Source organism: Dinghuibacter silviterrae, assembly GCF_004366355.1.
GTDB lineage: Bacteria > Bacteroidota > Bacteroidia > Chitinophagales > Chitinophagaceae > Dinghuibacter > Dinghuibacter silviterrae.
Genome location: NZ_SODV01000002.1, coordinates 1,801,364 through 1,822,125 on the forward strand (window position 1 = coordinate 1,801,364; position 20,762 = coordinate 1,822,125).

Sequence of the window (20,762 nt, forward strand, 5' to 3'; positions counted from 1 at the left end):
CAACAATTTTGAACCTTTTAAATTGAAACATATGACAGTCTCGATAGTCTCTACAGCAGTATTCGACACCATCGCCGCACAACTGCTCCGTTTTGCCGACCATCCGCACAAAGACCTGAATATTCCCCAGGGTATGAACCTTTCTACATCAAACGTCCAATGGCTGATCCGCACCTGGCAACGACTGAACCAGGAGACCTGTATGGCGGCGAACCCCAAACGGACATATGAACTGGCCCCGCTCCTGGAAGTAAAAAAGGCGGAGACGGAGATGGACCCGGTGCAATTCCTGAAATACCTGGAATACCTGGACCTCTTTATTGATGTGAACACCATCGAAGATGTCTGGTGCTTGTCGTCCGAGGAGTTTGATGCCCTGGACCTGTTGCACGACCTGCTTTTTAAGGTGATGCAGGGGATCATTGTACAACTCCCGGACTATGCAGCCGCCCGCTGGCCGGATGACGTCGAACGATAACCGCCCTTCCGGGCTGGATTGCTGATCATGGCGACCATCGCAAGATGGTCGCCTTTTTTTGTCCCCCCTTTGCGCCATCGTCCTCTTTTTTTCATTCGGAGAAAGCGCACCCTACCAAGTAGCCGCTCTCACCTGGAAGTAGCCCTCTTTTGAGGTTCATGTATTGTCCTGCACAAACTTCGGGCGCAGCCGCAAAAGGTCAAAGGCGTGCCCCGGCATAAAACGCTCCGGTGCCTCAGCTCGGCACCGGGATCCCGCCAAAGCCATAGTCAGTATTTGGGTCATTCGTTCCCGCCATGTTTATACGGGGCATCCCTTGCCCTATGCGGCCTGGCGCCCGGGCCAGTTCCAGACAATTCATTCAAAAACTTTTTAAGCATTTTCTATGAACAAGAACAATGGATTACTGGTGCCGGACATCAAGGTTCGCTTTCACCCCAAGGTTAGAATGGTCGATCTGCATAAAATTGGTGACGCTAAATCGGCCTACGCACTTTTCAAAGAGAAGTGGAACATGGATACGATTGCCCTGCGGGAAGAATTCAGGGTAATGTATATTAATCAAGCAAGCCGGGTATTGGGTATTGATCTCTTGGCCATTGGTGGCATTAACAGTGCTCACCTCGATACAAGGATCATGTGGGCTACGGCCTTGAAAAAAGCCGCGACCGCGATCATTGTAGCCCATAACCACCCTTCCGGAAACTTGGAGCCTAGCATGAATGATCGTTTATCGACCAGGACCATCAAAGAAGGGGGGGACATACTGGGTATCAAATTGCTGGATCATTTGATCCTGGCCGAAGATGGCTTTATCTCCTTCGCTGAGCAGGGGCTGCTCTGAGCGGCCTAGAGCAAAATTGGTCTCCTGCCTGAACGGCGGGAGACCAATTTTATATTGCTTTGAGGGAAAAACTCGCCGTGATCACCCCCCCCCATGCTTTCCTACAACGTTTTGTCTAGCAATTGGCTCACCTGCCAGACATGCAGCAGGTCTTTTTGCAATAATGACGGCCTGGACAGCCCGATCACTCGATAATTTTTATTTTGTGGACCTAATTCCGCGCCAATCCACTGGAATAATTGGAGGAAACTTTCCGGCTGGTCGGTGGTTGCCTTTTTGCTAAAATCTCCCTGGCGGATGACCAGCAGCGGAAGATACCCCCGGCCAGCGGTTTGTTGAAATAATTGGTGCAATTTTTTTGTAGCGACTTCCCTGGCCCGTAATGATTCTACGACCTGGTCCATGCTTGGGATGCCAAAATTATTCTCCGGTGTAAGCAAAATTTGCTTGTTATACGTTTGGAGGGTGGGGGTGGCCTTAAATACTTCGTCCAGATCTCCGTGTTCACGTTTGACTTTGTCCACGAGGGAGAATGTCAGTTTGCCGTAGTATTTGAGAAATTGATGTGTTTCCAGTTGAATAAACTCCTTCCTTTTGGGTGAAGTGCTGGTTAATAGCACCGGCAGAAGTTTTATCCCGGAGAAGAGGTAGAAAGCCGGCCCCGCAAATTGCAAGGCGAGGGAAGTCGTTTGCCGCCCCGCCTCCCTTGCCCCGGTTACATATCCGGAAGGACGATCATTTTTCCAAAGTTCCACAATACATTCAACGGCGGCCCGTATGTACGGAATTTCCATTACCCCCATTTTATCTTTCCAGATGTTGGTATAATTGTCAAGGTCCAGACCTGCCAGGACTCGGACAGCCGCGAATTCAGCGTCCAAACGGATCGGCAAGCGACATTTGACAGCCTGGTCGTTGAATACTTTGACTACGAGTTGCAGGTGACGGATGATCTTTCCGACCTGATCGGTGCGTGCGGTTGAAATGGCCATAGCTAAATAAGACCCTTACGGGCTGTATACATAAAACACGCCACGGAAGGATTGTAACCTATGGCGTCACCAATTTATTTTCCCATCCTATTCAGGTCCATTGCCTGGCTGTCAAGTCTTTCCCGTTGGTTGAGGGGAAGTAATATCCCTTACTTGTTTCACCTGCCAGATATGTAACAGGTCTTTATCAGCAAGTGCCGGAGGAGAAAATCCGATCACCCGGAAATCTTCATTCTGCGGTCCAAACTCAGCCCCGATCCAGCTAAAAATACGCAGTATAGCGGGCGTTGTATTATTGCCGATGGCCGGCCTTTTTTTTTGCTCATCCCCCTGCCGGATGACCAGTAGCGGATGATACCCCTTGCCAATTGTCTGCTTATATAAGTGAAGTAATTTTCTCCTGACAGAGTCAGAAACGTGCAGCGGGTCGTCGATCTGATCAAGGCCGGGGATGGCAAAGCTGTTTTCCGTACTAGGCAGTACTTGACTGCGGTAGCTGTTCAGCGAGGGGTAGGTGTCAAACACTAGGTCAAGGTGTCTGTTTTGGCTATCCGGTTCAATGGTTCGCCTAAGAGCCAGTTTTCCGTAATATTGAAAAAAATGGAAAAGCTCCAATTCCGCGCGCTGTCTTGCTTTGGATGAATTATTCATCAGCAGCAAGGGAAGTATCTTTTTCCCCGTGAGCAGGTACAAAGCCGGTCCCGCCCATTGCAGCGCCAGGGAGCTGGTCATTCGGCTGGACTCCCAGGCTGCCGATACATGGCCGTAGATGCGGTCATTTTTCCAGAGGCGATAGATACAGTCTACAGCGGTCCGGATATAGGCAACACGCATGACGCCCTGAGTGTGTTTCCAGAAGTTGACATAATGCTGCAGATCGAGCCCGTTTTTGAGGTGCTCAATCGTTTGCGTTTCGTCCAGGCGAACAGGGAGGCCAATTTGGGTGGCCCGATCGTTGAAGGCTTGGGTAACCTCCATCAAGTGAGCGGTGAGGTTGGCGATCATTTTGTGGTGCGCTGTAGGAGTGGGCATAGCTATGATAGCCGTTAATGGCTTTAGAATAAAACACCCCACCATCGGGCATCAACCATACAATCGCTATCATTTTTATTTAGTACCCGGCCCCTCCGAGGATTGATGGACATTGGGAATGGGGAAAAATAATCCTGTCATTAGGTTTAGCCCTAAAAGAGTATTTTAACGGTTGCCCAATAAAATTTTAGCCAGCAGCGAAATGCAGTAAGGCTGCATAGCTATCATTAGGTATTTACCATTTGCGTCACTTTGCTTGGCATTTACGCACCGGCAATTGTTAGTTATTCCTCCACTTCTGTAATCCATAAAGCCTAGTGATAAGGCTGGCCGAAAACCCAATAAAAGTCATAAAAGAACCAGACTAAAATATGATGTTCGTGTTGTATAGGGGTAGTCATTCGACGATGAAAAATTGCCAAACAATGAAAAAAAAGTGATTTTTTCATTGTTAAAAATGCATTCCATACGTCTTAGCGTTAAAAATAGTACCTCCTGAAAACGAAATGCCTTGTAGTATTAAGGCCATTGAACCTTCCTTTTATTATTTTTGTCTGCCTATTCAATCTAATACCTTGTATCTGGCTTAGGCATGTGGTGCCATAATACCTTTGCCATAAGCTGCTATTACCGATCACTCCTTGCTCTTGCGCCAATTCCATGTGCCTTTTTGTATGGGCTTAAACCTGTATTGGCTAAGTATTGCATTACGCTTAAATAATTGATTTTTAATTAGCACAGCGCTGTTGGTATAACCACAGCCCCTTTGAATGTTAATGATAAAAAAGAAATACAATGAAGTGTTTTTATTTGTCAGGGTAAATGTAAATGCTCCCCGGGTTTTCAAAACCGAATGCGGATTATTGAAATGGGGTTTGTTCATAATGATCTTCTCATAGCGTATTAACTATCAAATAAATACGCAGCATAGGTTGAATTTCAGAAAAAAAATTAAAAAAGTCTGTGACGTTGGAGCCAAAATTCAGGTTCAGTATAGTATAAAAAGCCTTTTTTATGCATTTTTATACTCAGTTATTATGGCAAGGGCATAACCCACGCACCCAGTGGTATCATATTGCTCCCTGGTTGTTTATAGCCTATTTTATTACGAAACCTGTTATTTATTGGTTGTAATGTTACCCTTTTCACCTGTAAACTATTTTGCATGCGGCTTGAAGAGTTTAGTGCTGTTTATAGACCTTTTCACGATAAATTATATCAAAGTTTTTCTTACAAACTTCGTGTTTCTTCGTACAAAGGCAATAAAGATGATTGTATTCGAGAACTTATACAGATCACTGCGTTGGAAACTTATTTAAAATGCCTAGATGGACGGTCGGAGGGGTACCCGCTTACAGTCCTTATTCGTCTCACAGCAAGAGATGTTTTTTATGATTTTTTCAATCCACCCAAAAAAGAACCTAATCTGGTGGCTTTGGACTATTCTAGTTATATGGTCAACCCCGATCCCGATCCTTATGAACAGTTAGTATTAAGAGAACAGATGGATATTGTTCGTTCTACGGTGGATCCAATATCTCTGGAGCTATTGGAGCGTCGCGTTGATAAAATACCCTATCAGGTACTGTCGGTAGACTACCAAAGTACTGTCGCCGCTATCAAAGCCAAGCTGCACAGAAAACGGGCAGAGCTTCGAGAGCGCCTAACCCGAGGATAGTTCTTCTTCCAACCCAAAAAAAATCGAAATGCTTTTACCAACTCGTCAAACGGCCTTACTCAAAATCCTTTTCCGCTTTCAAGATGATATATCTATAGAAGTAGAAGACCTGACTGCAATCTATGTATTCTTGTTTAGTGACAAACCCGTCTATCTTACCTTGCAGCAGCCTTCTTTGCGGGCCGTCGTTGAAACTTTGAAGGAGGTCGTTGATACACACCATATGACTTCTTTGGGACAGATATCTGATTATTTTGATCAGCAGAAGTTATTATTGTCAGATTTTCTTTCTGAGGTTCAGGCGGAGATAGATATTAATAGAAAATGGGCTAACGACCACCTTACTTATAGCTCTTTAAAAGAGGGAATTGTGAAAAGGCTATTTATACCATCTTCGACATACTTTTCTATTGCGCAAGAAAAGGGTGACTTATTTAATGAGTTATATTCAGCACAACAAGATGCTTATACTCATTTCTTTGGTAGGTATTTACATCAATTTGCTGAATATGATCACGTCTTCGTTTTACTTGATGCTTGCCATAGCCAGATTTCTTTTAAGAATTTGAATGAGGTTGTCGGGCAGGTAAAAAAACTGAGTCAAATGGATTGTTATGCCGATCCTATGGAAGTTTCGATGAACAATAATATCATGGGAATATATGATAAGCTTTTAGAACTCATTGCAGAGGAAAGGCCTTTGTCCGATATGAAGTTCAAATTAGGATTGACTACCTGGCTTTGTCACATAAAGTGTGATTATAGAGAGGATAGTTCCTCATCTAATGAGTTATATAGTTATGCATGGGATCATTATAACTTTTACGAAGAGGTTTCTGTTTTTTACTATCGTATTCTTGCCGATAAGAAATGGAGTATTCTAAAAAGCCCGAAAAATCTTTCTTGGTTGACGTCTGACAATCCTGGCTTTGTAGTGGAGAAAGACGATAGTGGCACTGTGAAAGTAGAAACAAATCATATTTGGGATCGAATGCAATCTAAGATCGCTCGATTTTATTACCCATTGTCAAAGGAATATTGTTTGCGTATCGAGTCTGAGAGTTTTGTAAAACAATCAGAAATGGACGTTCCTATTGAATTTGTCGATTGTTCTGAAAACGAATGGCAGGAAATTAACGAGCAAACGATCCAGGTTAGTAAAGAGATGGTAATATCCAGTGACAGGAAAATGCTAGAACTTTTTACAGATATTATAGGTTAGAAAAAGTATTGTAATCTATGTCTAAAGCTGTTTTACATACCCCTCCAAAAATCATCTTGCAAAACAAAAAGGAGATTCTTGACTATATTAAGAACCATGCACCTGAAAAATTAAAAGACAATGAAGATCGTATCCGAATGGGAGGGCGTTACATGGTTAATAAAAATTCATTGTCTACCAAGGCCCATGTTATAAAGAGTATGACCTTTGAAAATGTTGCATTTAAAGGCGACATACAGGATATCGAATTTGTAAAATGCACTTTTAAAAATTGTGACCTAGACGGGATCTGGGGCTTTTATTTAATTTTTACCAAAGTTAAATTTATTGGATGCGGATTCAGGTACAGCCGATATAGTCATTTGGAATTTCAGTGGAATGAAGTGTCCTTTAAAAGGTGTGAATTTAGAAATGTTGAGTGGGATGAAGCTGGCTTATTAAATATAAGCTTTGAAGATTGTTGGTTAATTAATTTTAAACTCAACGGCGTATATCCGGCAGGGAATATTACCTATTCGAGCTGTAACCTAGAGGGTTGCCATTTTGCATATATTAATTACAGCACAGATGATGGTGATCCGGATATTGATCCTGATTTTTATGACCTTCTTTTTAGTTCCTGCACATTGACGGATACCTTATTTAATTCCGTAGAACTTAGGAATAGCTTATTTCATAATACCGTTTTATACAAATGTGCATTCATGGAGTGCCGATTAAGCCATAATGCCATAGCAGTGGATGATGACTTTAAAAGCGATTGTTACGCTTCATTAGATTTTCAAACCATTTTAAAAAGTGAGCTGCTCTCCGTCGAAATTATGGAAAGGTATTTTCATGTTACGAGGGAAATGAATATTAAAGAAACTGTACATACTATGACTAGCAAAATTAACTTCTATACTGTTTTTATTTCTTACAGTTTAAAAGATCAGTTATTCGCTAATCTTCTCAATGATGCATTGAGGAAAAAGGGCATTAGGACTTTTTTATGGGAGAAAGATGCTCCGGCAGGAAAATCCCTCGAAGAGATTATGTCTGGTGGTGTCCACAAGAATCATAAAGTTTTATTTATCGCATCTGAACACTCGATTAAAAGTAAAGCATGCCAATTTGAGCTTTCTGAGGCAAGGCGTAAGCAAGAGACGCTTTGGGAAACGATATTTTTTCCCATACACATTGATTCTTATCTTTTTTCTGTCCAAAAAAGAGATATACGCCCTATTTCTATGGCTGACGAATATTGGGAGAATATCCAAGAATTGAGAAGAGTCAATTCGATTGATTTTAGCAAGTTTAACCAAGCAAATATCGACAAAAACGCATTTGAACTTTCGATCAGCAAGATTATTCAGAATTTGCAAGTCACGAAATCTGTAATATAGGAGAAGGAACATGCGAGTAACAATTATCACAACAGATGCATTCTTGCGTATTTGTTAGATAGTTATAAAAGTTAATTTGCAAGGTTTTCCCGCTATTTGCTTCAAACTTTATCGTACCTTTAACAAGATAAAGTTCTTTCTCTTACGGCGAAGATCATCCCAGGATCAGCTATTTCATTTTTGCCCTTGTACAGCCTGGTAGCTCAGTGGATAGAGCGGCAGCCTTCTAAGCTGTTGGTCGTAGGTTCGATCCCTATCCAGGCTACGGAGAAAGAAAAACTTTCTCATTTATTTTGATCTACATAAGACTAGATCATTCGGGGGACAAAATACAGGGCTGTTTCTTGCAGGTGGAATATATTCCTTGATGAACACGGAGTTATATCTTTTTATTGAATCCAATCGAGGTCACTGCTTTTTTACTGCGTCGAGGGCCTATTTCAGGGGCCATATACAAAGCGTAATCAAAATGCGCTGAGTACAAAGACGATGGTGAAAATGTATTGATCCAATCCAGGTCACCATTGAAAGCCTTTGGGCGATTTTTACTGAATATCAGCATTGAGCTATTTCAATATGAATCGTTCGCAGACTAGAGTAGGGGACAAAGACAAGTAGCGAATCGAATGCTATTCGTTTTGAATGGATTACAAAGATTGAATTGATCCAATCCGGATCACCTCTTCGGACTGGCCCCCGGTTTCGGGGGCTTTTTCTTTTTCACGCTTTTCTTCAGCCGCGCCCAGTCTGCGTATTGCGGCTATGACCTCGTTGACTTCCGTGGTTCGAAATTCGTTTTTCTCGTAGATGAGTTTTTTGGGGTATATCGAACCGATGAGCTTTTGTTTGACAGGGAGGGTGGCGTTGTTATAGTACCTTAGTAGGTTTCTTAGGAGGTCTGCGGTGCCTTTGACGTATTCCAACAGGTTCGCGTCCATTTGCTCGATGTCTTGCCTCTTTCGCTCTAATTGGGCGATTTCGGGTTCGTACTGGCTTTTGATCTCTTTATATTCCGCCGCGCTTAGTTCGCCGTCTAGCAAGAGTTGTTGGGCTTTTTTTATTCGCTGTAGGTGCTTGTCGATTTCGGTTTGGACTTCTTTTTCGCTTTTCCGCTCTTGATTTTGGTGGTAATAGTGTTCTGCCGCTTTTTCAAACAGGGTGATGTATTTGTCCTTGATCGTGATCCTCGCTAGTTCCTTTGTAAAGCATTTGTTGACCTCTTCGGCTTTTACACGCTCCTTGCAGCCGTTTGTGCAATGGTAGTAGAAATAGGTGCCGCCGTTGCCCCGGCTTGGGCTGCCTGTCAAGGCGCGGCCGCAGCGGGGGCATTGCAGGAAACCCCGTAGGGGCAGTTCTTCCCGCGCGGTGTATTTGGGTTTTGGGTTTCTCTTTTTGCCGTCCAGGACGTCCTGGACTTCATAAAACAGGTCTTCGCTGATGATGGGCTCGTGTAGGCCCGATATAATCTTTGTTTCTTCGTCTTTATAGGCGGGCAGCAATATCTTGCCGTAGTAAATCGGGTTACGGAGCAAGTACCAGATATTGCTGCGCCCCACGTTCAGGCCCTTTCTCCGGGCCGTTCGCCAGACTTCTTTTATCGAAAGGACGCCCTTGGCTACTTCCTCGAACACCCATTTTACCATGGGCGCGTCTTTGCTGGGGACGATGATCGGCCGGTTTTGTTCGTTGCGGGCATTTTTATAGCCTTTTGGCGCCATGGTGACGTGACGCCCGTCCTTCATGGCCCTACGCATCCCCGCGATGACATTGAGCGAACGCCGGTCATTTTCCACTTCCGGGGCGGCGAGGTAAAAGGCCAGCATGATCTTGTTTTCCGGTATGTTCAGGTCCAACGGCTGCTCGATCGCCTGGGGCTCTACGCCCAGCTTGGTCAACTGGCTAATCATCGAGTAGGCGTCCGCTGCATTGCGGCTGAAGCGGTCCCATTTTAGGAATAAAAGGAGGTCAACATTACCCCGTTTCGTCTTTAGGAATTTCAGCAATTCATTAAACGCCGGTCGCTCGAATGTCTTCGCTGAATGATCCTCCTTGTAGAAGCCTATTATATCGATTTGCTGTTGCTGGCAGTACTGCCGCAAGCGATCCTCCTGGTGTTGCAGGCTGTATCCCTTTTCGCTTTGTTCGTCTGTGCTAACCCGTACGTAGATAATTGCTTTTTTCATACTCCCTCTTTTCGTGCTCGTGTTGTTCCCAGGCCAAGGCGGCTAGGCGGTATAGGTAGTCCCTGATCTCGATCACCCTGGCGTCACTCAGGTCCCCGGCTTCTTCCTGGAGGATCGCCCGGCAATCTGCCACGGAGACCTTTTCATCGGGTTCCTTTTTCTGCCTTGGCAGGGGGATCAGTTTTGTTTTCAAGGGGCGGGAATGTAAAATACAAAAAGTTGATTATCAATGCAAATTGCTTGCATGGGGATATTCCGGGTTACTGCTCTTTCCTTTCGCCCGGAATATCGGCGTGTAGGGTGGGGGACTTATTATTCGTCCTCTTCGTCCTCATAGTCTTCCAGGATTCTTTCGATTTCCACTACCGCATCCCTTTCTTCCTTGTTGTAGCTTACTTCAAGGGTGATCGTGTGATCGTCTTCATCGCAGCCTACGATTTCGTTGGTCAATTCGCTGTCCAGGAGGACAGTGGTTACGTCGATGAGGGCACCGGTAGGAACAACCAGTTCCTTTACATAAAATTTAGAAGTCATGATGTTACTTTAATTTGTGTTTTATAATAACTATTGGGGTAAAAAAAATCACAATTGCTTCAACTGCTCTTTCACGGCCTGGTCTATTAGTGACGCTACCCTTTTGGTCGCTTCCTTTTTACCTTGCTCATCCTGGTAGCCACCGTCTACCCAATCCAATACCGTGGCGAAACTGAAATCGAAAACCGGCTTTTGCAGTAGTTGATGGTAATTGCCGTAGGCTGTCAGATCATCCTTTAGTCGTATGGGAAGCGTATCCTCAAAACCTGAAAAAAGAAGTTTAGCTGCCTTATAAAGCCGCCCTACCGTGGCGTGCGTTTGCTGGAAATCCAGGACCGTGGTCAGTTCGTCGTTGGTTTTCAGGATAGTCGACCGCAGCTTGGGTTTTAGATAATTTTCCAGGGCTTCGCCGATAGAGGTCGAGTACACCTCGTATTTGTGTTTGAGCCCTTTTAGATCGTAGTCATTGTCACCCTGGCCTGCTTCGTGGCTGATGATCTTGCGCAGGATCCGTTCCTCGAATGCCATCAGTTCGGGCTTGACTTCCTTTAGGTCTTGGTAATACTCCGCATACTTGCTCTTTAGGGTCATGTTCTTGCGATTAAAGGTCACCTGGATATACAAAGGATAATACGCTTGCCCTTTATCCCCCGTTACCGGCTCCAGGAGCTGGTTCAGGAAGAACTTAATAGTGACCTTTTTTGCCTTTTTGATGGGTGCCATAGGACTAATGTAGAAATGTTATTTTATATTTCAAAATAAAATAACTATTTTGGAGAGAGTTTTTTCCCGACTCGGCGTTGCTGTCCCGCCGGGCAGTTTTAGGATGATCCGATGATATTGGGAATAGGAACGGACGCTGCCAGGGTTGGATAAGAATTGAATAAGAGCCGGGTTAGATTTCGATAAGACTACCGCATTAAAACTGAATTCACTACTTGTTTTATGAATACGTACCCAAACGGCACTCCCTCCAGAATGCTCCAATATAGCAAGGAAGACCTTATCCGGATGATCGAAACCCACGAGAGAGAGCGTCAGCGCGACCATGAACTGCTCCGGGATGCCCTTAGCCGCCAGGAGTACCTGGTCCGCCGCGTGACGGAACTGGAAAAGGACCGGCAACAGCCGGACGGCTACCATGGGACCTCCAGTTGGATCAGTAAGATCGTTTTTGCCCTGCAAAATGAAAACAAACCGCTCAGGTCCCCGGAATTGATCCGCCTGTTGGAGCAACGTGAGTCGGTACTGGCCGAACACCACAATAAGGTGCAATATTTCTCCGCCTTCCTGAGCAATGCCGTGAACTATGGCCGGGTGGTCCAGCAAAAAGTCAAAGGCGTCCGGGGATACTATTACCTGTTGCCCGAGTGGATCGATGGGGCGGGGCAGGTCAAAGCGGAGTACAAACGGTGGATGTTGTAAAGAGGCTGTTTTGGCTCCCGGATCAATTTGGCCTGGTGATCTCCTGTACGATTAGTTTTAGGACGTCTGCCGGCGTTACCCCGGCCAGTTTGGACAACCGGAGTATATCTGTAGCTGTGAGCTTACCGGGGTCCAGGAGGCGCTTGGAGGTGGTATTGTAGTTGAGGCGCATGTCCCTGGTGAGGACGGTGACCGGGACAATGCGGGTTATATTTCGGATCGGGCCCAAGGTCCCGTTGTCCAGGGCGGTCTTTAGTAGGCGGTAATGATTGGTCTGTTTCATTTGATTTTGGGGCCTGTACCTCATTTGTTTTGTATGGTGATGGCTACCAGCTTTGATAGCTCTTCAAACGGGATGTCCAGAAGAACGGATAACCGCTCAATTTCCCGGAAATAAAATCCTCCAGGTTTAAGGAGCTTCCTTGTAAAACGTTCGTAGTTTACTCCAAGGTCCGCTGCAACCACCGAACGTGGTATAATGTCGAAGATGTCATTTAACGACGTCAGCTCCCCCGACCGCCACACCGTCGCCACAAACTTGTACCGCCGGTCCTTTTTCTCCGGATCTCCTGTGTTGGAAGGGGCGGAGCTATTCATGGTCTATGTGGTTTCGGAGGGTTGATTTTGATCTTTCGGATTCGCGCTGGCTATCCCGGACAAAACGAGCTCCAAAAGGGCCCTAAACGGGATCCCGATTAGTATCGATAGATTTTCAATTTCCCTGAGCGACAGTTTTCTAAGGTTCTGAACTTTCGTTGAAAATCGCTCGTAATTTAAATGCAGGTCTGTGGCAATGATACTCTTGGGAACGATGCGGAATATTTCATCAAAGGATTTCAAATCCCCTGCCTTCCATACGGAGCGCACATAACTGTACCTTGGATCTTTATCCTCCATTTTGATGGGTTTGACTATTAGTGCTTGTTTTCGCGTTTAGGTCCACTGCAATCAGTTCCACAAGGGCGGATAAATTAATCCCAGTCAGGCCTTGGAGACGAATAAGCTGTTTAACGTTCCACAACTCCGGCCTATTGAGTTTGTTGACAAAGCTGTGGTAGTGCATTCCCATGTCATCGGCAACGACTGTTTTGGGAATAACCTCGAATATCCGGGCAAACGATTCCAACTTTCCAGCCTGCCAGACAATCAAGACATGCTTATATCGATAGTCCCGCACCGGAGGACGGTTACGCGGCGGAAATGGCCTACCCTGGTGTCCTTCCATGATCTCCACCTTTATCAATATTTATCTCGTCCCTGTGAAACCAATAGACAGCCTCAACGAATTGGAGAAACTGGCCGTGGGCGAACACAATGTCCGACTTGGAAACCCCGTCCCGGCTATGGCTAGGTGCGCATATCGCGCTATTAAATAAAGCGGTCGTAAACCTCCGAGCCTCATCGAGGGTTTGGGCATGGAAAAAATCCCTGATGAACTTCCCCGGATTGCGCATATACTCCGGGGTTAGGTGGAGCGGTTGATGCGCCGCGACGATGGCGCTGTTCGGAATGTCCTGGTCCCAGTTCATTATCTTGCATTTTAGAGATTGCACGTTAATATCCAGGGTGGGGCAGGCATAGAAAGAGACGCGGGCCTCCACAAACCTATCTTAGAGGCACTGGCATGCCCGGGAACAGGTAAGGGAGAGCCCACGCCATAACGCAGGCTCATCACTCTCATCTTGTTCCCTTCTTGAAAAGTGCCAGTTTTCTAAGACAAGACTCAAGCGAATTGCTTCAAATTCCTTTATTGAAGAATCGCAAAGTTACACTATAAAAGGCTTCATAATGGATTGATAGTCAATGAATGCCCTACAAAAATAACAAAAGGATCGAAAAAAGATACTATTTAAGCCGATTTATTTTGGACGATCTATATACGCGTAATTTATTAGGTAGGTTTTGTCTTATTTTAAGCATGGCCAAGAAGAAAAATGAAAAACCAACCGACGCGGAAATCGAAATTTTTCTAGGAAAAATCGGGGAACGCCTCCGGCAATTGCGGACGGATGGCGGGTATACCAGCTATGAGCAGTTCGCCTATGAGCATAATATCGGCAGGGCGCAGTATGGGAAGTATGAGCGGGGGACCGAGGATTTACGGATTAGCAGTTTGTATAAGGTTGTGGCGGCGTTTGGGATCTCGATGGAAGAGTTTTTTAGGGAGGGGTTTGAATAATGTTTAGATTTCATACTTAATTTACCCATCTTCCGTATACTGAGAATGGGAAACACCTTAATCAGCATGGGCGCCAAACATCAACTTTCCGAAAGGGATATTTGTACAAAATATATAACGCCAGCTTTACAGAGGGCCGGTTGGGATATTGAATCCCAGATATTGGAAGAAGTTTCCTTTACTGACGGAAAGATTTTTGTAAGAGGAAAGCTTACTGCAAGAGGTAAAAGAAAAAGAGCTGACTACATCCTTTACTATAATTCTAACCCTATTGCAATAATTGAAGCAAAGGACAATAACCACTCCGTCAATGCGGGTATTCAGCAAGCTTTAGAATATGCAAGAATACTCGATATCCCATGTGTTTTCAGTAGCAATGGAGATGCTTTTCTATTTCATGATAGGACAGCAAAGGGGATGAATATTGAACTTGAGTTGGGGCTTGATCAATTCCCTTCTCCCGAAGAATTATGGAATAAGTTCAAAATATTCAAAGGTATAAAAACAGAGGAGCAAGAAAGAATTATTTCGCAAGAGTATTATTCTGATAGCTCGGGTAGAAAACCACGGTACTACCAGGAAATCGCCATCAACAGAACAATAGAGGCTACTGTCAAAGGCCAAAACCGAATTTTATTGGTTATGGCGACAGGTACGGGAAAAACATATACAGCCTTTCAAATAGTCTATAGATTATGGAAAGCAAGAGTAAAAAAAAGAATATTATTTTTGGCGGATAGAAATGCACTAATTGATCAAACAAAGAAAAATGACTTCCGGCATTTTGGTGACAAGATGACCTGGGTTAAGAAAAGACAAGTAGATAAGAGCTATGAAATTTTTTTGGCACTATATCAAGGCTTATCCGGCAATGAAGAAGAAGCTAATATTTATAAGCAATTTTCACCAGACTTCTTTGATCTTGTTATTATAGATGAGTGTCATAGAGGTAGTGCGAAAGAAGATAGTGCCTGGCGCGAAATACTAGAATATTTTACCAATGCGACTCATCTTGGGCTAACAGCTACACCCAAGGAAACCAATGAGATTTCAAATATTGAATATTTCGGTGATCCAATCTATACATATTCACTAAAACAAGGTATAGATGATGGATTTCTGGCTCCTTATAGGGTGGTAAGAGTAGGATTAAATATTGACCTAGAGGGATGGAGGCCACCTAAAGGCAAATTAGATAAAGACGGCAACCTTGTAGAAGATAGAATCTATAACCGGAGAGATTTTGACCGCAACATAGTAATCGAAGAAAGAACGGATACTGTAGCGAGAAAAGTGACTGAGTTTTTGTATGGTGCAGGAAGATTTTCCAAAACGATAATTTTTTGCGTAGATATCGACCATGCTGAGAGGATGCGATCCGCTTTATCAAGACATAATGCCGATTTAGTAAGGGAGAATTATAAATATATCATGCAGATAACTGGGGATAATGACGAAGGAAAAAAGGAGCTTGATAATTTCATTAATCCCGAGGAGAAATACCCAGTAATTGCTACTACATCTAAGCTTATGAGTACGGGAGTGGATGCACAAACTTGTAAAGTAATTGTGCTGGACAGTAATATCCAGAGTATGACTGAGTTTAAGCAAATCATAGGTAGAGGTACAAGAATTAGAGAGGATTTTGGAAAGCTCTACTTCACTATTTTGGACTTTCGAAATGTAACGGACTTATTTGCTGACCCGGAGTTTGATGGCCCCCCTATCCGAATCAAAGAGGCGAGCGAGGAAGAAAATTTATCAACTATCGAAGATGAAGAAGAGGAATTTACAAATCCCATCATCGATAATGTAAGCGGGGAAGAAATTAGTGTTCGGAAACCACCAGTTCGTTATCCAGATAATGATACTATTTCCTATGTAAGAGAGGGAAGCGACAAAACTTATGTAAGCGGGGTTGCTGTTTCTGTTCTTGTTACTAGAGAAATGTATTTTGACAATGAAGGCCGACCAATTACGGTGAGTTTGAAGGACCATACGAGAGAAATTATTACAAATCATTATTCCTCAATGACGGACTTTCTGAATAGATGGAATCAGTCAGATAAAAAGGCTGCTATCATTAAAGAACTTGAAGAACAGGGTGTTTTGGTAAGCGCACTGCAGGATGCTGTAAACAGAGAGTTGGACTTATTTGATTTGGTTTGTCATGTTGCATTCGACCAGCCGCCGTTAACTCGAAAAGAGAGAGTTAATAATGTAAAAAAGCGTAACTATTTTACTAAGTATGGCGAGCAATCAAAAAAGGTTTTGGAAGCGTTGCTTGATAAATATGCTGACGAGGGAATAGCAACGATTGAAAGTGCAGAAGTTCTTTCAATTGACCCACTTGTTAATTTTGGAACTCCCAGGGAGATCATTGATATGTTCGGTGGAAAAGAAAATTACACCGCCGCACTAAAAGATTTGGAAAGTCAATTATACGCATAAATACTATGACGCCATTAGGAATACTTGAAACAGTTGATTTGAGAACCGTTTGGCCCCACGAGGCAATAGATTTTACCCGATGGCTTGCAGAGCCTAAAAACATACAAGAGTTATGTAATGAGCTAGAGATAGAAATCGATGAAATTAAAGTGGAAGAGGCAACTGGTCGGTATAATGCGGATATTGTTGGATTAGAAACTAAGACTCAAAAGAAGATTATTATTGAAAATCAGCTTGAAAGCACAGATCACAAACATTTAGGACAGATTATTACCTATGCTGCGGGTCTAGACGCTAGTATTATTATTTGGATCGCCAAAGATTATAATGATGAGCATAAGGCTGCTATCGATTGGCTGAATCGGAATATACTAGCTGATATTAAATTTTTTTTAATCCAGGTAGAATTATGGAAGATCGGGGATTCTTTGCCTGCTCCTAAATTTAATATTATATCGCAACCAAACGATTGGGCAAAAACTATTAATTCGGCAGCGCTTTCAGAAAAGGGATCAGTATCAGAGTTAAAACTTCAGCAACAACAATTTTGGTATGCATTTAAAGAGTATGCTAAAGGCGATTCTTCAACAATTTTGAGATTAGGTAGAACACCCAGACCACAACATTGGTATTCTATAAGCTTTGGTACTTCTAAGGCCGATCTTTCACTGACATTTAATTCAAAACAAAAGCAAGTTGGGTGCGAATTGTACATCAAAGATGATAGCTCTATTTATCAAAGAATTTTGCAACATAAGACTGATGTCGAACAGGAGCTGGGAACAGATTTGGAATGGATGGATTTGCCTGATAGTACTGCTTTTAGAATAGTAAAGTATAAAATAGGTGATCCAACCAACGAGAATAAATGGCCGGAATATTTTCAATGGCTCAAAGAGAATGCAGAAAAATTTCAACGTGTATTTAAACCTTTTTTTAATGGCTAGTTTGACAACGACAGTTAAATCGATCCAAGATATCATGCGTAAGGATGCTGGTGTAGACGGAGACGCTCAGCGCATCTCGCAATTAGGATGGATGCTTTTCCTGAAGATATTTGATGAAATGGAAGAAGAATGGGAGGCAATTAAAGAGGATTACAAATCTCCTATAAGAAACGACTTGCGCTGGCGGAATTGGGCGGCTGATGAAGAAGGCATGACAGGTGAAGAACTATTAGACTTTGTTGACAACACCTTGTTCCCTATATTGAAAAATATGAAGCTTCGCAATAAAAAGGATGCTGCAAAAATGGTGAGAGATGTGTTTGAGGATTCTTACAATTACATGAAAAGCGGTACGCTATTGCGTCAAGTGATAAATAAGATTAACAGCGATATTAAACTAAATACACAGGCTGAACGTCATGCCTTTAACGATATTTACGAACAGATATTGCGTGACCTGCAAAGCGCAGGGAACGCCGGAGAGTTTTATACGCCGCGGCCCGTAACGCAGTTTATTGTTGAGATGATTGAGCCAAAGCTAGGGGAAACGATTTTAGACCCTGCCTGTGGTACTGGCGGATTTTTGATTAACGCAATAGAATATATCCGTAAGCACAGCAAAGTTAAAAGCTTAGTTGATAGAGAAACCTTGCAAAATAGTATTAAAGGTGTAGAGAAAAAGCCATTGCCCCATATGCTTGCTACAACTAATTTGATTTTGCATGGCTTAGAAGTTCCTGCAATTGACCATGATAACTTATTGAATAAAACTTGGTCTAATTGGAGTGAGAGAGATAGGGTAAATGTTATTATTACTAACCCTCCATTTGGCGGTATAGAAGAAGATGGCGTTGAAAATAATTTCCCTCTACTTTATCGAACTCGAGAAACTGCCAATCTCTTTGTGGCTCTTCTTATTCATTTGTTAAAGGATGGCGGCCGTTGCGGGTTGGTATTGCCTGATGGGTTTTTATTTGGTGAAGGGGTAGCTACCCGGATTAAGGAAAATCTATTGGAAAAATGTAATCTGCATACCATTGTGCGTTTACCCAACGGCGTGTTTGCTCCCTATACCGGTATTAAAACCAATTTGCTCTTTTTTGAAAAAGGTGAGCCCACTAATGAGGTCTGGTATTTTGAACATCCTTACCCAGAGGGGATAAAAAATTATAACAAAACAAAGCCCATTGACATAAAGGAGTTTGCTCTGGAGAAAAACTGGTGGAAGAAAAGAGTAGAAAATGAATACGCTTGGAAGGTAACTATTGAGGATATTAAAAAAAGGAATTACAATTTGGACTCCTCGAACCCTCGAAAAATTTCAATTGAAGCTGATTTGAAAATTAGCGATATTTTGGAAAAAATCGAATTAAAAAGAGATCAAATAAATGATGCTATTGAAAAATTAAAGTTAGAACTGCTATAGTATGTCTCAAGTCAAATTAGGTCATGTATTAATAGAACAAAGAACTACCGTAGGAAAGAGGGATGGAGACAATCTACCTCTTATAGGTGTTAGCAATAAAGATGGTCTTATACTCTCGCAGCAACAAAGATTGGCTGACTTAAGCCGGTACAAATTGTTAAAAGCGAATTGGTTTGCATACAACCCAATGAGAATCAATGTTGGCTCGATAGGTCTAGCTGATAGCCCCCAAAAAATCGGAATAATTAGTCCAGATTATGTGGTCTTTTCTTGCAATGAAAAAATTGCACCTGAGTATTTGCTTTTATTTATTAAAAGTGATATTGGTTTATTTGAGATTGCAAAGAATACGGGAGGAAGTGTTAGGGAAAGATTATATTTCAAAAATCTTTCAAATATTTCAATTAAGCTTCCTTGCATTGAAGAGCAATACGAAATTCTTGCTTCACTTAATAGAAGAAAGTCTTCTATTGAACAAATCAATAATTGCTGCTTAGAATTACAATTAAATGATATTCCGGAACTTCGCCAAGCCATTCTACAAGAAGCAATACAGGGGAAACTAACCCAGCAGGACGAAACCGAGGAGCCATCTGATAAAAACATTCAATACATTAAAGCAGAAAGGCGAAATCTGGTAGTGGATAGCAAAGTTAAAAGTGGAAAAGAATTATCCGCTATTTCTCAGCATGAAATCCCTTTTGAATTGCCAATGGGGTGGGGCTGGCATCGTTTAGGGGAGCTTGGTCATATTAACCCAAGGAACGTGTTTGCTGATAATAAAGATGTTTCATTTGTACCTATGGCTTTAATTAGTTCAAACTTTGGAGAAGCACCGAAATTTGAGATCAGGAAATGGAGCGATGTGAAAACTGGGTTTACCCATTTTGCAGAAAATGATGTTGCTGTTGCTAAGATTACTCCATGTTTTGAAAACTCCAAAGCTGGGATATTTAAAGGATTAGTTAATGGAGTTGGGGCTGGCACAACGGAACTACATATATTCAGAGGCGATAGTAAGTACATTCTACCTGAGTACGTTTATCTCTTTTTCAAAAGTTCATTTTTTTTGAAAAATGGTGAAAGAAAAATGACTGGTTCTGCTGGACAGAAGAGAGTATCATCTGATTTTATTAAATCTTGTTTATTTCCCCTCCCTCCTCTTTCTGAACAACATCGAATAGTCGCCAAAGTGCAGCAACTCCTTCAGACGATAAACCAGTTGGAGCATCAGATATCTGAAACTCAAACTCAAGCCCAAGAACTTTTACAGTCATCATTAACTGAGGTATTTGGTGGTAGTGGTAAAGTGCATGAAGCAAAAGAGGTGACGTCAATGTCTATGGAGTGACTAATTGTAGCAGTTCTCATTTGATCGCTCACTTATGGAAACTACCAACTGTCGGATCAAATACTGTCTTTCATAACTAAATGAAAGAATCTTATTATCTTGATGTAATAATTCGACGTTATGAAAAAAATAATTGCTTGTCCTCTTTTCTTCGTAATGTCATTTTTATTTTGCAGGGCAAATGCTCAAGTATACTTAGAAGATCTCCTACATTCATCAGAATGGATACTCTCTTCAGCTTTCCCCGATAGTTCGCATGTTCACTTTATAAGAAGGACATGTATAAGAACTGATAAGCCGAATTTAATAAAAATCTGGATTTTAGTGTACCACGAATCATTCAAATATGGAGTGTTTACATATAAGGGCGTTTCCGAAAAGGTTCTTACACTTATAGATTTTGGAAAAGTACAAATGCGACCTTTGGCAGTTTATTATTATGACAGTGGTGGGCACCTTTTGTATTCTGAAGGAGAAGATCAGTTGAATTCGATGTGGGACCCAGTGGTGCCTGATTCTATGGGTGAGGGCGATTTTAATAAGGCCGCGAAAATGTTTTATCAACGTAAAAAGAAACAGTAATTGGATATTAAATTCGCCTTCTAACCTATTTAGATGAGCATCTTAATTAGTTC

The 20,762-nt window shown here is 42.6% G+C and carries 22 protein-coding genes and 1 tRNA gene; 13 read left to right on the forward strand and 10 right to left on the reverse strand.

Annotated elements, in window-relative coordinates; all coding sequences use genetic code 11:
* The first annotated feature begins 31 nt into the window (after positions 1-31).
* Together EDB95_RS24605 and EDB95_RS24610 are read left to right on the forward strand one after the other, a co-directional pair.
* Positions 32-478, forward strand: a complete 447-nt coding sequence (locus EDB95_RS24605; protein WP_133998829.1) for a hypothetical protein — start codon at positions 32-34, stop codon at positions 476-478.
* Positions 479-863: 385 nt separating this feature from the next.
* Complete coding sequence (locus EDB95_RS24610) at positions 864-1,322, forward strand: JAB domain-containing protein (protein WP_133998832.1); 459 nt, start codon at positions 864-866, stop codon at positions 1,320-1,322.
* Positions 1,323-1,423: 101 nt separating this feature from the next.
* Here the strand turns inward: EDB95_RS24610 and EDB95_RS24615 are convergent, their stop codons facing one another.
* Positions 1,424-2,314, reverse strand: coding sequence for a hypothetical protein (locus EDB95_RS24615; RefSeq protein ID WP_133998835.1), 891 nt, complete (start codon positions 2,312-2,314; stop codon positions 1,424-1,426).
* 111 nt (positions 2,315-2,425) lie between these two features.
* Positions 2,426-3,319 (reverse strand): hypothetical protein, encoded by an 894-nt coding sequence (locus EDB95_RS24620; RefSeq protein WP_133998838.1) that lies wholly within the window; start codon positions 3,317-3,319, stop codon positions 2,426-2,428.
* A 1,192-nt stretch (positions 3,320-4,511) separates the two neighbouring features.
* Here EDB95_RS24620 and EDB95_RS24625 point away from each other — a divergent pair.
* The 4 genes from EDB95_RS24625 (at position 4,512) to EDB95_RS24640 (ending at position 7,896) form a co-directional block, all read left to right on the forward strand.
* Positions 4,512-5,024 carry an RNA polymerase sigma factor gene (locus tag EDB95_RS24625; RefSeq protein WP_133998842.1) on the forward strand — a complete coding sequence of 171 codons (513 nt, stop codon included), beginning with the start codon at positions 4,512-4,514 and terminating at the stop codon, positions 5,022-5,024.
* 28 nt (positions 5,025-5,052) lie between these two features.
* Positions 5,053-6,246, forward strand: a complete 1,194-nt coding sequence (locus EDB95_RS24630) for a DUF4238 domain-containing protein (RefSeq protein ID WP_133998844.1) — start codon at positions 5,053-5,055, stop codon at positions 6,244-6,246.
* A gap of 17 nt (positions 6,247-6,263) precedes the next feature.
* The gene (locus tag EDB95_RS24635; protein ID WP_133998847.1) at positions 6,264-7,631 is read left to right on the forward strand and encodes a TIR domain-containing protein; all 1,368 of its coding nucleotides are present in this window, start codon (positions 6,264-6,266) and stop codon (positions 7,629-7,631) included.
* A 192-nt stretch (positions 7,632-7,823) separates the two neighbouring features.
* Positions 7,824-7,896 (forward strand) — tRNA-Arg (locus tag EDB95_RS24640).
* 382 nt (positions 7,897-8,278) lie between these two features.
* Here EDB95_RS24640 and EDB95_RS24645 read toward each other — a convergent pair.
* The 4 genes from EDB95_RS24645 to EDB95_RS24660 form a co-directional block, all read right to left on the reverse strand.
* Positions 8,279-9,814: a recombinase family protein gene (locus EDB95_RS24645; protein WP_133998850.1), complete on the reverse strand. Its 1,536-nt coding sequence runs from the start codon at positions 9,812-9,814 to the stop codon at positions 8,279-8,281.
* Positions 9,783-10,007 carry a hypothetical protein gene (locus EDB95_RS24650; RefSeq protein ID WP_133998853.1) on the reverse strand — a complete coding sequence of 75 codons (225 nt, stop codon included), beginning with the start codon at positions 10,005-10,007 and terminating at the stop codon, positions 9,783-9,785. Before EDB95_RS24650 ends, EDB95_RS24645 begins: the two co-directional genes overlap by 32 nt.
* Before the next feature lie 119 nt (positions 10,008-10,126).
* The gene (locus EDB95_RS24655) at positions 10,127-10,348 is read right to left on the reverse strand and encodes a hypothetical protein (protein WP_133998856.1); all 222 of its coding nucleotides are present in this window, start codon (positions 10,346-10,348) and stop codon (positions 10,127-10,129) included.
* A gap of 48 nt (positions 10,349-10,396) precedes the next feature.
* A complete protein-coding gene (locus EDB95_RS24660) occupies positions 10,397-11,071 on the reverse strand; it encodes a hypothetical protein (protein WP_133998859.1) in 675 nt (224 codons plus the stop codon).
* 222 nt (positions 11,072-11,293) lie between these two features.
* Here EDB95_RS24660 and EDB95_RS24665 point away from each other — a divergent pair, with 222 nt between their 5' ends.
* Positions 11,294-11,773, forward strand: coding sequence for a hypothetical protein (locus EDB95_RS24665; protein WP_133998862.1), 480 nt, complete (start codon positions 11,294-11,296; stop codon positions 11,771-11,773).
* Positions 11,774-11,795: 22 nt separating this feature from the next.
* Here the strand turns inward: EDB95_RS24665 and EDB95_RS24670 are convergent, their stop codons facing one another.
* The 4 genes from EDB95_RS24670 to EDB95_RS27415 all read right to left on the reverse strand — a co-directional run bounded on the left by EDB95_RS24670 (position 11,796) and on the right by EDB95_RS27415 (position 13,302).
* Complete coding sequence (locus EDB95_RS24670) at positions 11,796-12,056, reverse strand: hypothetical protein (RefSeq protein WP_133998865.1); 261 nt, start codon at positions 12,054-12,056, stop codon at positions 11,796-11,798.
* A gap of 20 nt (positions 12,057-12,076) precedes the next feature.
* Positions 12,077-12,370 carry a hypothetical protein gene (locus EDB95_RS24675; protein WP_133998868.1) on the reverse strand — a complete coding sequence of 98 codons (294 nt, stop codon included), beginning with the start codon at positions 12,368-12,370 and terminating at the stop codon, positions 12,077-12,079.
* Between the two features lie 289 nt (positions 12,371-12,659).
* Positions 12,660-13,007 carry a hypothetical protein gene (locus EDB95_RS24680; RefSeq protein ID WP_133998871.1) on the reverse strand — a complete coding sequence of 116 codons (348 nt, stop codon included), beginning with the start codon at positions 13,005-13,007 and terminating at the stop codon, positions 12,660-12,662.
* The gene (locus EDB95_RS27415) at positions 12,979-13,302 is read right to left on the reverse strand and encodes a hypothetical protein (RefSeq protein ID WP_162852780.1); all 324 of its coding nucleotides are present in this window, start codon (positions 13,300-13,302) and stop codon (positions 12,979-12,981) included. The genes EDB95_RS24680 and EDB95_RS27415 overlap by 29 nt, the downstream gene beginning before the upstream one ends.
* Positions 13,303-13,691: 389 nt before the next feature.
* Between EDB95_RS27415 and EDB95_RS24685 the strand changes: the two genes are divergently transcribed.
* From EDB95_RS24685 to EDB95_RS24710, 6 genes are all read left to right on the forward strand, one after another.
* Entirely contained in the window at positions 13,692-13,952 is a 261-nt protein-coding gene (locus EDB95_RS24685; protein ID WP_133998873.1) for a helix-turn-helix domain-containing protein, read from the forward strand.
* 45 nt (positions 13,953-13,997) lie between these two features.
* On the forward strand, positions 13,998-16,403 hold the full coding sequence (gene hsdR / locus EDB95_RS24690; RefSeq protein ID WP_211352203.1) for an EcoAI/FtnUII family type I restriction enzme subunit R: 2,406 nt from the start codon (positions 13,998-14,000) through the stop codon (positions 16,401-16,403).
* 5 nt (positions 16,404-16,408) lie between these two features.
* Positions 16,409-17,350: a DUF4268 domain-containing protein gene (locus EDB95_RS24695; protein WP_211352205.1), complete on the forward strand. Its 942-nt coding sequence runs from the start codon at positions 16,409-16,411 to the stop codon at positions 17,348-17,350.
* Complete coding sequence (locus EDB95_RS24700; RefSeq protein WP_133998878.1) at positions 17,343-18,776, forward strand: type I restriction-modification system subunit M; 1,434 nt, start codon at positions 17,343-17,345, stop codon at positions 18,774-18,776. Before EDB95_RS24695 ends, EDB95_RS24700 begins: the two co-directional genes overlap by 8 nt.
* Position 18,777: 1 nt before the next feature.
* Positions 18,778-20,127 carry a restriction endonuclease subunit S gene (locus EDB95_RS24705; RefSeq protein WP_133998882.1) on the forward strand — a complete coding sequence of 450 codons (1,350 nt, stop codon included), beginning with the start codon at positions 18,778-18,780 and terminating at the stop codon, positions 20,125-20,127.
* A 120-nt stretch (positions 20,128-20,247) separates the two neighbouring features.
* A complete protein-coding gene (locus EDB95_RS24710; RefSeq protein ID WP_133998885.1) occupies positions 20,248-20,709 on the forward strand; it encodes a surface-adhesin E family protein in 462 nt (153 codons plus the stop codon).
* Positions 20,710-20,762: the final 53 nt, after the last annotated feature.